Raw genomic sequence first — 15,981 nt, 5'->3', positions numbered from 1 at the left:
GAAGAAAATAACCACCATACTGACCATATTCTCCTCCCGAAGCTCCGTTTTTTGCCTTTTATTCGTGCGATAATTGCATTGTATTCTTGCGATAAACGCAATTAGTTCTTCGCAAAAACGCATTGCAAACCTCGCACAGATGAAATCAATCACGGCAAATTTGCTGCTTCTTCTCTCTTGTTTTGCCCTTTATTTTTCTATTTTACAAAAAAATAATGAACTGTTTTTAGTAATCATTCTTTACAGAATAGATGTCTCTTCCTTATCCTATTATCAGATTCTTTTAGATGAAATCCAACAAGATATAACAGAAAAACAAAAACTTTTTTGCGAGATTAATATTCATTTTGTATCTTTGCCATACCTAAAATACTATAAATTATGAGAAAACTTTTATCTATTATTATGCTGTTTGCGCTCTGCATTCCTGTTTTTGCGCAAAAAATCATACTGAAAAGCACGATGCCTAAAGGCGAAGCTATCAGACTTTTGATTGCTGCCAAAGACTCGAAAGTGAAGATTAACACGGGCGACGGCACTTTTAAAGAGTATGCCGTGAACGACAATTTGCAGAAACCTGCCTTTCTGCCCTTGCAGGCAAGTGCCGATGCACCGACTATTCAGATTGAAGGAGAGGTGTTTGCATTGAGCTGTGCATCAATGCAGCTTACCGAAATAAATTGCGAAGAAGCTGCAAAACTGATAGTTTTGGACTGTCAGATGAATCAGTTGAAATCGCTGGATGTTTCAAAAAATCCTTATCTCACATTATTGTATTGTCAGGAAAACCAGATAAGCAGTTTGAATTTAGGTACACCTGAAAACTTAAAACTGCTCTATTGCTTTGGCAATCAGCTTAAAAGCCTTGACCTCAGCAAAGCCGTCCAGTTGGTGGAAATGGGTTGCTACAACAACAAGATTACGGCATTGAACGTGGAAAATTGCACGGAACTTGAGAAATTTGACTGTAAAAAACTCAAATTAGGGAAATTAGACGTATCTAAAAACATCAAATTACAGGAACTGCGCTGTGAAGATTGCGACCTTGAGGAACTGAATTTGGACAACAATCCCAATCTCGTACAGATTCATTGCAAGGACAATGAAAACCTGAAAGCATTGAATATCAGCAACAAAAAGAATCTGAAGGAGCTGGTGTGCAACAATACAAAAATCGAAAAACTGGATTTCAGCAATTGCAGAAACCTGAAAGAGCTGTATTGTTCTGATACCGAAATTTCGGAACTGAACCTTGAGAACCAGACCGAATTGGAAATTCTGGCGTGTGGTTTCAATCATATTAAGAAGCTGGACCTTACAAAGAACATCGCACTTGCCGAAGTTTTTGTGTCGAACAACGAGCTGACAGAACTGAATATCGACGGACTTACGAATCTGGTTGCCTTAGCTTGTTCCAACAATAAGTTAGCATCATTTGCGCCCAAAGGCTGCACAGGACTCAGAATGATTTTCATCGACCACAATTATCTGAACGCTGACGCTTCAGACAAGTTGGTGGAAAGTCTGGAAGCCGCACCAGAAGGAGGCATCCTCTCTATGTTCAATTCACAGGACACGGAAGCAGGTGCTGAACACAACCAAATTACCGACGACATTATTAGGAAAGCTACGGCGAAAAACTGGTTCATAAGAGACGGCGAAGACACTGATGTGCTGACTGGAATCAATACTTTAGAGGCAGAAAACGAAACTGATAGCTGCCGAATTTTAGGAAGAAATGTTTACTTCGACCGTCCCAACCAATGGTGCATTACATCAATTTCCGGAGTAGTTTATGCCAAAGGAGAAGCCAAGGAAATAAATCTTTCAGAACTAAATTCGGGAATCTATCTACTCACTTACAAGTCATTGGGCAAAAAGAACACAAGAAAAATAATCTTGAATTAAGAAAAATTTTATCAATGGGCAAGTCGAATCATTGACTTGCCCGTTATCTTTTTCGTTTTTCATTGTATTGACGAATGTTCAGCATTCCTCATTATGAAAAATAATCTTGCAGCGAACAAGTTTCTCGAATAATATTTGTAGTTTTGTATTTCAATTATTTAATTTGTTATTTCACAAAAACATATAAACTTTTATTCAATATGAGAATATTGTTCATAGCTATTTGCATTCTATATATGCCTCAAATGGCAATGGCACAAGCCGAAGTGCCGTTCCGTGTAGCAATGAATAGCGTTGAGAAAACAACGAAAAAGGCAGACAGATTATTGGAAAAAGCCGATGAGGCGTTTGATAACGAAGACTTCGATAAGGCGTATCGGTATTATGTAAAGGCTGCCAAAGCAGGCAATATAGATGCCTATTACAATGTTGGAATGTGTTTTGAAAATGGTTGGGGAGTGAAAACTGATTTTAAAAAGGCGTTGGAATGGTACCGGAAATCGGCTTATTCGAGCGTTGCATTGGGACAATATAAATTAGGTATTCTTTATTTCAATGGATTATGCGGCCTTGAATCCGACAGGAAAAAGGGATTGGAATGGCTTTTCAAGGCTGCCAATGGCTGCGAACCGTGGGCTATGGAATTTATTGGAAACTGTTACAGGGAGGGCAACGGCGTGGAGAAAAATCTTGAGGAAGCCATACGTTGGTACAGGATGGCAGCAGAATATGGCGATGAAGACGCAATGCGGCATCTTCAAGACCTGAACGTTCCACAACAGGAAAAGGAATCTGAAACGACGGTGGTTGCAAAAGAACAGAACAATGCAACCTATAATTAAAATAACATCTCTGAGTTATGGATTGTTCCAAACTCAGAGATACAATGTAATTAATGAATAAGTTACAAGTTGTATTACCGTCTATGCAAAGTGAAATAAAGGGAAGACAAGGCTGATATGGGAAGAATGTGAACTAACTTACTTGTTCCCCCACTCCTCTATCCACTTGTCGGCTCATTCTTAACTCAGGTTATGCTCCTTTACTTCGCAACATTGCCATCAGCTTGCTGAAGCTTGAACGGCTTGTGTCCTATCGGATGATTGAGAAAAAGCACTTGCTGCTCCGTAAGTTTCAGACTTTTCTGCAATGCTTCCTTATCCATCGTGGCACGAGCTACCGTATTCAGCCCCATAGCAGCGCAGGCAAGATAGATATTCTGCGAAACATAACCTGCATCCATAGCACCGGAAATCATTGCTCCGTTGGTGCTTTCACCACCAAACTTAGCCTGATTGGAAACAAGCACAAGGCTGATGGGTGCTTTTTCCATTCCTTTCTGTCGGCCGGCGATGGAAACACGCAGATCCCCATCGGTTACTTTCTTCAGTTCATTCTTGAAAGGGTCGTAAAGATAAGCACCCTTTACCGAGCAAACATACACCATAATGTCCTGAGCATTGATTGCCGAAGGTGCCGTTAGCTTATTCACGTCTTCACGATTCACTCCCGTTGCACACCAAAGCAAGGTGGAAAGGTCCTGATTATTGATTTCCTCATCGCCAAATTCACGATTGGACGAACGCGAAGAGAGTGCTCCCATCAGGCTTAAATCGTATTTGGAACTTCCGACGAACGGATCCGGCAATTTGATAACGTCTTGTGCATTTGTAACTAACGTGCTCATAAAAGTAATTAATAAAATTAAATATCTCATTTTAAGTCTATTTTAGTCCTCTTTAATTAAGGGAATTTAAATTAATAAATAGTCGTCCACTATCCACTCTATGCTGATTCTATGATTGGAAAAGCATTAAATGGTTTAATACTACTACGCAATAATACAGCAAATCCCCTCCAAAAGGAGAGGATTTGAGGGATAAGCGAAATTATTTCACTGTGGTTCTTCTTTCCTTTACCAACTTAATCTGGCGAAGCAAATCCTTGAAATGGCGTGTATTGATGCCTGTTCCCTGTGCAGATTGAGCCTTGCAGAACTGTTCAATTCGGTCTAATTGCTGTTCAAGATAGAGCTGAATGTCGGAGTTCAATGTTCTTTGCCTTGCCGCAGTTGGTGTCTTTGCGTCCTTTGCAGGCGTTTCTGCCGGATTAAGAAGAGTGTTCACATTATTTATATATGCTCTCTGGAGCAGACGACGAGCCTGCAAATTGCTGCCGGTCATAGCTGCCAAAGGTTTCCAAACTGCCTTATACAGGTCGTCGAGATAGCTTTCCAACTGATAGGCAACGGCAGAACCGTCCTGATATTTGTAGACATTGCCGAGCACATCTACCGACATCATCCGGGAAAGAACCCGCTGCTGCTGACCAGCAATGTCAGAAACCACGTCAGTACCTGTAATATCAATTATGTTTGACGGATAGAGCCACATCGGTGCCTCGAAAAGATTACGCCCAAGATACTCCACTGCTGCCTTCTGCTTACTTGCAGGGGCTACTTCGTAAGGTTTCTTGCCGGGCACATTGTTGTTGTAGCGACCACCGATGTTCTTCAACACGTGGTTGTTGTAACGATTGAACTGATCCTTTACGGCTTTCCACATTTCCTTCAAATCGTCCGTTCTGTCGTTGGTCTGCTTTGTCCATTCAGGAAGACCGTTTACAACTCGCTTCAGATTCTTCAATCCGTATTCGCTTGCCTTTACATTGTCGTCGCCAAGGTCTTCCGTCTGCGCACGAGGGTCTTCTCCCCGGCCTTCGCCACCAAACCAAAGGCGTGGATTCTTCGCAAGCACGTTCGTCGTTTCGGTCAGAAGCCCTTCCTTCTCTTCAAATTCATCCTTGAAATCGGGACGATACTGATACCCCCACTTGATAGCCCATTTATCGTAATCATTGATGCGAGGGAAGATACCCTTCGTTGAAATGCCGTCTTCCGGCTGCGCAACATAGTTGAAACGGGCATAATCCATAATGCTTGCCGTGTGTCCGTTGGCTTCCACCCACGCTTTGTCGCGCAGCTTTTCCACGGGAGTGGCGTGGCTTGCACCCATATTGTGGCGCAATCCGAGCGCGTGTCCAACCTCGTGACTGGAAACAAAACGGATGAGTTCGCCCATCAGTTCCGGATCAAACTTCATTTTCTGCGCACGCTTATCGAGCGGGCCGCACTGAATCATATACCACTTTGTGAGCAGATTCATCACGTTGTGATACCAGCACACGTGGCTCTCGATGATCTGTCCACTTCGTGGATCAACAATTCGTGGTCCGTAGGCATTCTCAATTTCGGCAGGCAGATAGCGCACCACGCTGTAATGCGCATCGTCCAGACTCATATCCGAGTCCTCCGGCCACTCCTTTCCCTGTATTGCGTTCTTGAAACCGGCTGCCTCGAAAGCCACATTCCAGTCGTCGATACCTGCTTTCAGGTAAGGAACCCACTGTTTTGGCGTGGCAGGATCTATATAAAATATAATAGGTGTAACCGGTTCCACGAGTTCGCCTTTCTTGTATTTCTTCACATCTTTCGGAACAAGCTCGAAACGGGATATTACCTGCTCGTGCTGCGTCTTGTTCTGATCGTCGCTGAACACCGTTCTGCGATTCGTGAAATAGCCCACACGGTTGTCCCAGAATCGCTTGCGCATAGGATGTTTCGGCAGCAACACTATGCTCGTGTTCAAGCCGATGGTTACCGAACCCGTATAGGATGCCGGGCTATTTGGCGTTGGAGAGGCGTAAGTACGCGTGGAAGCCACCTCAAGATTGATAGGATATACCTTCAGGGTGTCTATGAAAGTACGGTCGGCCTGCAATCCTCCCAGTTTCAGAAACTTGGCATCGGAAGCCGACAGACTGACGATGTTGTTGTCCTTCACGAACAAAGGACTAATGTCCACCAGTTGCTTGTCTTTCTTCTTGTTTCTTCCAATCACTTTCAGGGCTGCAATGATAGGATCAGCCGTTGATGCAGCGAGCGTGATAGAGATACGGTCGTTGGGATTTGCTTCGTGCGTTTGAACAAAAGCCTTCAGCAGCAGCGTCTTTGCATCGCGCTGTTCAAAGTAGATGGTAGCTTCGGAAAGTTCCTCGCCTGCAAATTTGCCGAAATTCTGTGGCACGGAGCTGAAACGCGTTACTGCCAGCATATAGCGTCCGAGCACAGAATCAGGCACTTCTACGTACCATTTGTCCTCGATATGACGAACTGTGAAGAGTCCTTCTTCCACACTTCCACCTTTCTTTATAAGTTTTTCGTAGTCCGAAAGTTTATCTTTCTTGTCCTTCTTATCGTCTTTGTCGTTTTTCTTCCGGTCAGCCTTGCCATCCGTTTCCTTGCTTGCCTGCTCCGTGGAATCGTTCACGGCAAACGAAGAGAAACAGCTTCGCGCAAAGCTCCCCGTGCTTCCGATAGTCATTGCCAACGCAACGACAGCTAATGTCTTGTTGATTCTCATATTGTTAATAATTGTCTATATTATGCAAAGATAGCAGAAATCCGTCAGTCTGCAAAAGCTTTTTGGTTAAAAACCCTTATCTCGCCATTAGTCTGACGAACACCCAAAAATCACTTGTAAAAACATAATTTTCATTTGTGCGAAGAATGCAATGCAATCTTCGCAAAAACGCAGCGCAATCTTCGATAGAATGGATTGCATTTTTGCGAAGATTGAAAAGTCGCTATTTGGCTTCTGATTTTCAAACACTTACGAATTGGCAAATAATTGAAACATTGCTGATTTGAGAATTACAGTCTGCCAGAGAAAGGATATGCGAGAAAGATTGAAAGTTTGGCTTATGCTAATGAGTTAAAAGTTTAAAAAGGCAATACCTGATTGTTTCATTTATCAGCAAGACATATGAAGATTCCAAATCGAAGTGCAAAAAAGAGTAGCCCTCGCCGAGAGACGCAGACGTTCTCGAAGCGTAGCGAGAGGTTGTCTGCATCTCTCGGCGAGGAAAAAGCAACAACCGGCAATACAAATTAAAAAAGGGAGACCGAAGTCTCCCCAAGATTAACTAACTTTGTATTGTTTATGTACCATCAATTAATCTCGGAGCAAAGGTCGCAAATTTTCGCCTTACTTCAAAAGAAAACCGCAAGAAAAGAAATTGCCGCCATCGTCGGCATCAGTCAGGCAACACTCTCACGTGAAATCAAACGCAACAGCACGCCCTCGGGAAAGTATATCTGGACGAAGGCGCACGACATGGCCATGGAGCGCAGGAGGCGAACGGTGAGCAACTCCAGGCTCTCCGACGAATTGGTCTGGAGAATCAAGGAATATATCGTTAATGACCAATGGTCTCCAAGACAAATATCAGGGTATCTGCGTGTGAATGAGGGGATAAGGGTGTTCCATCAGTCCATCTACAACATCATCCACAATGACCCGACAGGGAAACTTGCCGGGCACACAAGACATCAGATGAAATACAGGCATCACCCCAAGGGTGGGCATCTTCCTGTCAAGGACAGGGTGAGCATCCATGAGAGAAGCAAGGAAGTGGACGGGAAGAGATTTGGAGACTTTGAGATGAACCTGATCGTCGACCCTGCCCAAAGGGCCATACTCACACTGGTGGAGAAATCCACCAATATGTTGCTTATGCGGAAACTGCCATTTGGGAAGCAGTCGAAGCCTCTGGCAAAAGCAGTCAGGAGACTGCTGCTGCCATACAAGGACAGACTGAAGACCATTACCACTGACAACGGACCTGAGTTTGCCGCACATAAGGATATCACGAAATGGTTGGGCGTGCCTGTGTACTTTGCAGATCCATATTGTTTATGGCAAAAGGGAGCCATTGAGAATACAAACAAGTTAATCAGGCAATATATCCCTAAAAAGGATTCCTTTGAGAACTATACGGACAAGAGGATTATGGCCATACAGAAGAAATTGAATGAAAGACCAAGGGAAAAACTAAACTTTTCCACACCAAAGTGCGAGTTCTTCAAACATGTGTTGTAATTTTGCACTTGCTGGTTGACTCTACACATAGAAGCAACACGTTTGTTTGGCTGTATGATTTCTACTCATTGTTTGCAGATTTCAAGATTTTTTCGTAACTTTGCATCTAAGTTCTAAGCAAAGAGATGAACTTGTCATTCGAGAAACAAGATGTAGACAAATAACTAATAGTCAACGATATGCGCAGTTTATCATTACCGAGACTTCGATTATTCTGTTAATATCGATTTCATTCCACTCACAAATTTGACATATTTTTTAGACAAAAAAACTTAACAGCATTCATTTTCTGGAAATATTATTGTAACTTTGTAAGTCATTTTACGCATTTTAGAATTTATTTCTGCTGCAAAAATCATAAATTTTATTCATGAGACAACTTAAGATTTCCAAAAGTATTACCAATCGTTCCAGTGAGGCTCTCGACAAGTATCTGGTAGAAATTGGCCGTGAACCTATGATTACCGTTGATGAAGAGATTGAGCTTGCTCAAGAAATTCATAAGGGTGGAAGAAAAGGAGAACGAGCTAAGGAGAAACTCATTAAAGCCAATCTTCGATTCGTGGTATCTGTTGCAAAGCAATATCAGCATCAGGGGCTTTCTCTTACCGACCTTATCGACGAAGGTAACATTGGACTCGTAAAGGCTGCCGAGAAATTCGATGAAACTCGTGGATTTAAGTTCATCTCTTATGCCGTATGGTGGATTCGCCAGAGCATTCTTCAGGCAATCGCTGAGCAGAGCCGCATTGTCCGCCTTCCTTTGAATCAGGTTGGTGCTATCTCTAAGATCAATCAGGTAACGAATGAGTTTGTTCAGAAGCACAACCGTCGTCCGTCAATTCACGAATTAGCCGATCTTACAGGTATCGACGAAGCACGAATCCGTCAGAGTCAGAGTGCGGACAATCACCACATGAGCATTGATGCGCCATTCAGCGATGATGATGACAACTCAATGAGCGATATGCTTTCTTCAGGCGATGATTCCCGAACGGACAAGGGCGTAGACTTCGAGTCAATGTCGGACGACTTAAAGGCTGTTCTTCAGAACACACTGAAGGAACGCGAGCGCAAGATCGTTATCGAGTGTTTCGGCATCGGCTGTCAGGAAAAGGGTCTGGAAGAGATTGGAACAGAGATGGCTCTCACCCGCGAGCGTGTGCGCCAGATTCGCGAAAAGGCCATTGAGAAAATCCGCGAAAGTGGAAACGCCAGAGTGCTGATGAAGTATCTCGGCTAATTTTTGTTGAAAATTAAAAGCATACTCCCCACTGCCCGTAAAGGTGTAGTGGGGTTTTATTTTGCAGTATCAGAGCAATAAATGCAGCTTTGCCACGTTAATGAAAATATGTTACACGATAAGATTTCAAAGATAATCATACTTGGCTTGTTTCTCATCACTTCCTGCGTGGCGATGGGACAGTCGTTCACGCTTCAGGGAAAGGTTTCCGACAAGGACGGAAACCCTATTGAGCTGGCATCCATTATGGTTGTTTCGCAGGGACAACTGGCAATGAGCAACCTCAAGGGCGAGTTCAGCCTGCAATTACAGAGTGAGGATTCCGTCAAGGTAAGATTCTCGATGCTCGGCTACAAGAGCAAGACCAGAATTTTGGTAAGACCACAGGGCAAGCAGACGCTTTTGGTTCAGCTTGCCGACGACAACGAGCTTCAGGAAGTGGTTGTTGAGGGAAAAACGCCGCAGCACGGCACTACCGAGGTATTGAAACTGGACAATACCAAGCGCGCTCCTTCCGCGACAGGCAATGCCATCGAGGAAATAATTCAGACACAGGCAGGCGTTTCCACTCACTCCGAACTGTCGTCGCAATATAATGTTCGTGGCGGTACTTTCGATGAAAACTCCGTATATATAAATAATGTGGAGGTTTACAGACCTTTCTTGGTGCGCAGCGGACAACAGGAAGGACTTTCTGTAATCAATCCCGATATGGTGGAAAACGTGGGATTCTCAACCGGTGGATTTGAAGCAAAGTACGGAGACAAGATGAGTTCTGCGCTCGACATTACCTACAAACGCCCCAAACGCACCGAAGGCTCCGTTTCACTCTCGATGCTTGGTGCGAGTGGATACTTCGGACTGTCCTCAAAGAAACTTACTTGGACTAACGGACTGCGCTATAAGTCGAACAAATATCTGCTCGGTTCGTTGGAAACAAAGGGAGAATACAATCCCTCGTTCCTCGATTACCAGACTTATCTCTCTTGGCAGCCCGGCAAGCGATGGCAGATTGATTTCATCGGTAACATTTCCGACAACCATTATAATTTTGAACCTGAAGACCGTGAGACGAATTTCGGTACAATGGAGAATGTAAAGGCATTCAAAGTTTACTTCGACGGCAAGGAAAAGGATGTTTTCCGCACATATTTCGGCACATTCAGCATTACCAACCACCTTTCGCCGAAGACCGATGTTTCGCTCATTGCTTCTGCATTCTCCACAAAGGAGCAGCAACGCTATGACATTCAGGGACAGTATTGGCTCACACAGACCGAAACTTCCGAAAATCTCGGCGTAGGAACCTATATGCAGCATTCGCGCGATTATCTGAAAGCCAACGTTCAAAGCCTCAAGCTGATGATGAGGCACAGGGCAGGCAAGCATAACATCGAAGGCGGAGCTACCTATAAGATAGAGAGAATCACGGAAAATTCTGCCGAATACGAATACCGTGACTCAGCAGGATACAATGTTCCACACACAGGTAAAGACCTGAATATGATTTACTCGCTGAGAGCGCAGAACAAACTGGATACGAAACGATTTGAGGGGTATCTTCAGGACACTTGGAATTTCCAGACCAACGACTCCATCCCTACTCTCTTCACGCTGAACTATGGTGTCCGCTACGCACATTGGGGCTTCAACGGTGAGAGCATCGTGTCGCCGCGAGCGTCGCTTACCATCACTCCCGGCTGGAACCGTAATCTGTCGTTCCGTGTCGCAGGCGGACTTTACTATCAGGCACCTTTCTATAAAGAGCTTCGCGATACCACTCTGATTAACGGCATAACATACGCAACCCTCAACGAGAAAATAAAATCACAGCGTTCCATCCACGCTTTGGCGGCAATGAACTATCGTTTTCAGATGATGAATCGTCCTTTCAAGTTCTCTGCCGAGGTCTATTACAAAGCAATGTCGCGCCTTGTTCCCTATTCCGTTGATAACGTTAAGGTAACATATTATGGAGATAACGAAGCGTCCGGCCACGCAATGGGTATCGACCTGAAACTCTTCGGAGAATTTGTACCGGGTGCTGATTCTTGGCTTACCTTCAGTCTGATGAATACAAGAATGAAACTGAACGGAAAGAGCATTCCTCTGCCAACCGACCAGCGATTCGCCGTAAACCTTTTCTTCACGGACTATTTCCCGGGAACTACACGATGGAGAATGTCGCTGAAACTTGCCTATGCCGACGGGCTTCCTTTCGCTGCTCCACACAAGGAACTCGAGAACAATTCCTTCCGTGCCACAGCGTACAGACGTGCCGATATCGGTATGAGCTACCGACTTTACGACAATCACGATGGCGCAAAGCCGTCTATCTTCCGTAATGTTTGGTTAGGCTTGGACTGTCTGAACCTTTTAGGCATCAACAATGTCAATTCCTATTATTGGATAACAGACATTTCGGGTCAGCAATATGCAGTTCCAAACTATCTGACCGGCCGTCAATTCAATGGTAAAATAACAGTGGAGTTTTAATCAACAACATTAAAAAAGAGCCATATCAATACTCAAAACAGAGTTTGATATGGCTCTTTCGCACTTCAGAAACTATTGGACAACAACCTTCAGAACGCCTTCTGACTCGGTTATCTTGCCTTGCGAGAGAAGAACCGTCAGGCAATTATCAATCACAGTATCTACCTTTGCACCCATTCTGTTGAATCCCATCAGCTTGCTTACCTGTTTCTTCAATTCCTCCCGTGGGATAGAAACCTGCTGCTCGATGGCAAAAACAATGCAGTTCGACACCTCAATACCCGGTATTTCATCGATTTCACGACCGTTAGCCTGACGGAAACCATCGAAATTCTTCATCGAATCAGTATTCAACCAAACCGTAGGATCAGCCTCATTATAGGTTCGGTCCACCTTGAAACGGACAATATCATTGGCTATCATATCCGTCAATCTCTGCGAAGTGCGCGTCATTCCCCAAGTCTTTATGATGCGCTTTGCAATCCAAGAAGCATTTACGGGCTGTTCGGCTTCTATAATCTTTCTTATATCTTCGCTCAATTTTTCCGAATTTGCCTCCAGTTTCTCTGCATTCATTCCTTTGAATGCACGCCTGATGTCGGCTTCCTGATAAGGAATTTCCTTTGTTTCGGCGTGAACTATCTCGTCTTCGCTCACGCTGAAAGGCATAGTTGCAAAGCCGGCAGGCTGCTGCGGCTTTTCGGTCTTGGGGACAGATGGCTGCGCTGATTTGACGGACGCATCCGTATTATCGGCATCTTCCAGTCGTTTAAGCTCGTCGAGCACTTTCTGAACAGTCTGTTCGCGATTCATAAACCAATCCACAGCCCACACACGCAGCAGATTCCAGCCCAATCCCTTCAATACTCCGGGTTGCGTAATCTCACGGTCGCGCTGCGTTTTCGTAGCAAAATAGGAAGGTCCGTCGCACAGTATGCCTAGCAGATACTTGTTCTTGTCCTTCGGATTGATAACGGCAAGGTCTACTTTGAAGTGAGAACGCCCTACTTGTGCGTCTACTTCATAGCCCGATTTCCTCAATGCTTCCGAGAGGCCAACTACAATTGAGTTCTGCCCGTTCGCAACATCGACAGCCGATGGAGCGACAGCCATACGCCCACTCTTGGCAAACTCGAGGAACTTCTTCAGTCCCACCACGCCGTTTGCATCAGAACGGCTGAGATCTATCATTTCAGGCTGGAGCGTTGAAAACACCATCATTTCGTAACGGGCACGACTTACGGCAACATTCAGTCGGCGTTCGCCACCATTATTGTTCAACGGACCGAAGTTCATAGAGACCTTTCCGTCCTTGTCGGGGCCATATCCGATACTGAAAAGAATAATATCGCGCTCATCACCCTGAACATTCTCAAGATTCTTCACGAAAATCGGTTCCTCAACGTCGTAGGCATATTTCTCCAGTTCGGGCTCTTGCGCCAATCTGTCCGTCAAGAGGTCTTCAATCAGGTTTTGCTGCACCTTCGAGAACGACACAATACCGATGGAACGATAGGTTGCTCCCTCTCCCTTGGCAATATATTCCTTCAGTCTGCGCACCGTTTCTTCAACGATTGCTTCGGCTTCCGCCTGATTGCAGCGCGTCTTTCCGAAGTCGTAGAAACCGTCTACCGGCACGAAATTTACCTTTGAAAGCCTGTCATCGACAGACGGGAAAGTGAACAGACGGCCTTCGTAATACTGCGCATTGCTGAACGCAATGAGCGATTCGTGGCGCGAACGATAGTGCCACGACAGATAATGGGCAGGCAACGAAAGCGTGATGCAGTCGTCGAGAATGCTTTCCATATCGTCGATTTCGGCCTCGTCGTCATTCGTGCTCTGCATCTGGAAGAAACTTGTCGGCGGCATTTGCTTAGGGTCGCCCACACAGATAAGTGCCTTGCCTCGTGCTATTGCTCCCACGGCTTCGGAGGTAGGCATCTGAGAGGCCTCGTCGAAGATGACCAAATCGAAAGGTTCGTTGTTCAAATCCACGTATTGCGCCACGCTCATCGGGCTCATCAGCTGACAAGGACAGAGACGAGGGAGCAGCGTCGGTAGCTGTTCTATGATTTTCCGGATGGAAACGCCACGTCCCTTGCTTGCGATATAGCGTTTCAGAAGTCCCATTTCGGAAGACTTTGTAGCCTCAATCGCCATCGAAGGCACGTTGGCTGCCAATCGGCAGTAGAGTTCCTTCTTCGTAATCGTCTGGAATTGCTTTGCCAAATCTCGATACTTTGCGATTGTTTCCTCGAAAATCACGCCGTTGAAAAGCTGCAACTGTGGGCTGGCATCGATTGCCTGAACTGCCAACTGGCGATACACGCCCTTTTCCAACGCATTTCCAACGCTCATCGCATCAGTTTCGGGATTGTCATATATGTATTGTATCACGTTTTCAAGCTGCGCTTTCCGCAGTTCTTCCTTTCGCAGGCACCATTGAGTCCAATCACGCACCTGCGGCAAAGCCTTCTGCCATTGGTCGAGATGGGCAGAAATGTCGTTCAAATCGGGATTGTCGAAAAGCTCTTTTGCTGCCAATCCGTCCAGACTGCCGATAGTCTGAATGTCAGCAGCCGTCAAAACCGACTGACCGGGCTGCATTCCGTATGTCTTCAGCGTTGCGCTGCGTTCTTCCAATAGCTTCAAGAGAGCCTCCATAGCGTCGGAAGCGAAATCTGTGCGATATGATTTCATCTTATTTACCACGCTGCGCTTTGCAAAGAAACGGGGAATAAACCACTTGCCGCAAGCCGTTGTCCACTCATTTCGCAGTTGCGCTGCATCAAGCGAGAGAATACTCTCTGCATACTGCGCCGTAATGACTTTCTGTTGTGCTACAAGCTTGTCCAGCCAATCCATAGACTGGAGCGAAACAGGCACTTTATTGACGGCAGAAGCATTAAGTCTGTTGAACAAAGCGATAACGGAAGGAAGCAACTGACGGAGCGAATCAATCTTCCCTGACAATGTTTGCTGAACGTTCAATGATGCGTCGGTCGTAGTAAGCCCACGGAGAGGATGTGCTGACGGATGACCGATAACAGAAAAGACCGACTGAAGCTGACGAATCACTTCAACATTTTTCTTCAATTCATTGTCATTAACCGAATTAAGATAATTCTCAGAAGGAACTATTTCGCCATCTTTCAATGCCTCAAACCGAACAATGCAGTCATAGAGCGAAAGACCGGAAGCCCCTTTTCTGTGCAAGGCATCCATATATCCGTTCAGTTGCTTGCGCTCGGCAAAGAGCTGATCGCTCAACTGCCTGTATTCTTCCGGCGATTTGATGTGCGTGAGGTCGAGAGCCTGTTGTAATTGCTCCAGCAAATGTCCCTTGGTCATTTTGTTGGAGTGCATTTCAAGGCAGAACGGATCCAGTCCAATCTTCCTCAAACGATTCTGAACCACCTGCAACGCAGCCATCTTTTCAGCCACGAAAAGCACACGCTTGTTGTTGAAAAGCGCATTCGCAATGATGTTGGTAATGGTCTGACTCTTTCCGGTTCCCGGTGGACCGTAAAGAATAAAACTTCTGCCCTCGCCCGACTCTACGACACCTTCCAACTGTGAAGAGTCCACATCTACCGGCAATGCGTATTTTGACGGTGCATCGTTCAGGTCTTTCTGTCGCATATCTGCAGCTTCCGTTACCACTTCCTGCGAAAGCTGCTTGGTAACAATGCTGCTGATAATCGGATTCTTCATCATCTTTTCGCCATTGTTGTGAATATCGTTCCACATCACAAACTTTGAAAACGAGAAAAGAGACAGCACAGCAGCTTCTTCCACCTTCCAATTGGCTTGATCCTTTATCTTATCCGCAAAGATACCGAGCACCTTTCTCACGTCGACTCCCTGTTCGTCTTCGGGCAGTTCAGCCAGTTCGGGATTCTTGATGTTGAACTGCTGGCTGAGCAGTTCTGTCAAAGTACGGTTGAAAGTAATATCTTCGTCTAAAAGACGGATAACGTATTTCGTGCTGCTTTTGCGAACCATCGTAACCGGAATGAGCAGAAGCGGCGCAAGGCGTTCCTTTTCCGCCTTGGCATCCTCGTACCAATGCAGCAAACCAATAGCAAGGAAAAGCGTGTTTGCACCATTTTCCTCCAAAGCCGTGCGGGATTCGCGATACAGTCGCTTCTCCACGGCAAGCAGTTCCTGCTCAGACAGCGAAGAGACAATCTCAAAATCGGCTCCGCTGCTCAGTTCGTTTTCCAGTTGGCATACATCTTCTGCTGCTATCGGAATAGCCTTTGAACCCAGTCTCAGGTTCAAAAGATTATTCCTCAACGAGAAATCCAACAACTTGCGTTCCCAAATCTGCTGTTTGGTCAGCTTCGATTCGTCAATCTTAATTAATTCATCATCCATATCAATACCTTT

General features: G+C 45.3%; 9 protein-coding genes. 6 read left to right on the top strand and 3 right to left on the bottom strand.

Annotation, left to right across the window (positions count from 1 at the left end; translation table 11 throughout):
- The first annotated feature begins 139 nt into the window (after positions 1-139).
- From P150_RS17755 to P150_RS15630, 3 genes are all read left to right on the top strand, one after another.
- Complete coding sequence (locus tag P150_RS17755; RefSeq protein WP_028896145.1) at positions 140-385, top strand: hypothetical protein; 246 nt, start codon at positions 140-142, stop codon at positions 383-385.
- Entirely contained in the window at positions 382-1,908 is a 1,527-nt protein-coding gene (locus tag P150_RS0101305; protein WP_028896144.1) for a hypothetical protein, read from the top strand. Before P150_RS17755 ends, P150_RS0101305 begins: the two co-directional genes overlap by 4 nt.
- A gap of 251 nt (positions 1,909-2,159) precedes the next feature.
- The gene (locus P150_RS15630) at positions 2,160-2,750 is read left to right on the top strand and encodes a tetratricopeptide repeat protein (RefSeq protein WP_197018023.1); all 591 of its coding nucleotides are present in this window, start codon (positions 2,160-2,162) and stop codon (positions 2,748-2,750) included.
- A gap of 200 nt (positions 2,751-2,950) precedes the next feature.
- On the opposite strand, the gene P150_RS0101295 is transcribed toward P150_RS15630, so the two are convergent.
- Both P150_RS0101295 and P150_RS0101290 read right to left on the bottom strand, forming a co-directional pair.
- A complete protein-coding gene (locus tag P150_RS0101295; protein WP_051617405.1) occupies positions 2,951-3,595 on the bottom strand; it encodes a SagB/ThcOx family dehydrogenase in 645 nt (214 codons plus the stop codon).
- 202 nt (positions 3,596-3,797) lie between these two features.
- Positions 3,798-6,329 (bottom strand): zinc-dependent metalloprotease, encoded by a 2,532-nt coding sequence (locus tag P150_RS0101290; protein WP_028896142.1) that lies wholly within the window; start codon positions 6,327-6,329, stop codon positions 3,798-3,800.
- A 579-nt stretch (positions 6,330-6,908) separates the two neighbouring features.
- On the opposite strand from P150_RS0101290, the gene P150_RS0101285 reads away from it, so the two are divergent.
- From P150_RS0101285 to P150_RS0101275, 3 genes are all read left to right on the top strand, one after another.
- The gene (locus P150_RS0101285; RefSeq protein WP_028896141.1) at positions 6,909-7,847 is read left to right on the top strand and encodes an IS30 family transposase; all 939 of its coding nucleotides are present in this window, start codon (positions 6,909-6,911) and stop codon (positions 7,845-7,847) included.
- A gap of 370 nt (positions 7,848-8,217) precedes the next feature.
- A complete protein-coding gene (locus P150_RS0101280) occupies positions 8,218-9,090 on the top strand; it encodes an RNA polymerase sigma factor RpoD/SigA (RefSeq protein ID WP_028896140.1) in 873 nt (290 codons plus the stop codon).
- A gap of 108 nt (positions 9,091-9,198) precedes the next feature.
- Positions 9,199-11,586, top strand: coding sequence for a TonB-dependent receptor (locus tag P150_RS0101275; RefSeq protein ID WP_028896139.1), 2,388 nt, complete (start codon positions 9,199-9,201; stop codon positions 11,584-11,586).
- Positions 11,587-11,658: 72 nt separating this feature from the next.
- Here P150_RS0101275 and P150_RS15625 read toward each other — a convergent pair whose 3' ends face one another.
- The gene (locus P150_RS15625; RefSeq protein ID WP_051617402.1) at positions 11,659-15,969 is read right to left on the bottom strand and encodes a DUF3320 domain-containing protein; all 4,311 of its coding nucleotides are present in this window, start codon (positions 15,967-15,969) and stop codon (positions 11,659-11,661) included.
- Positions 15,970-15,981 lie beyond the last annotated feature (12 nt).

The organism is Prevotella sp. HUN102, from assembly GCF_000688375.1.
In the GTDB taxonomy this organism is placed as follows: domain Bacteria; phylum Bacteroidota; class Bacteroidia; order Bacteroidales; family Bacteroidaceae; genus Prevotella.
Note: the sequence above shows the minus strand (reverse complement) of the source record. Positions and strands in the feature narration are given on the sequence as shown.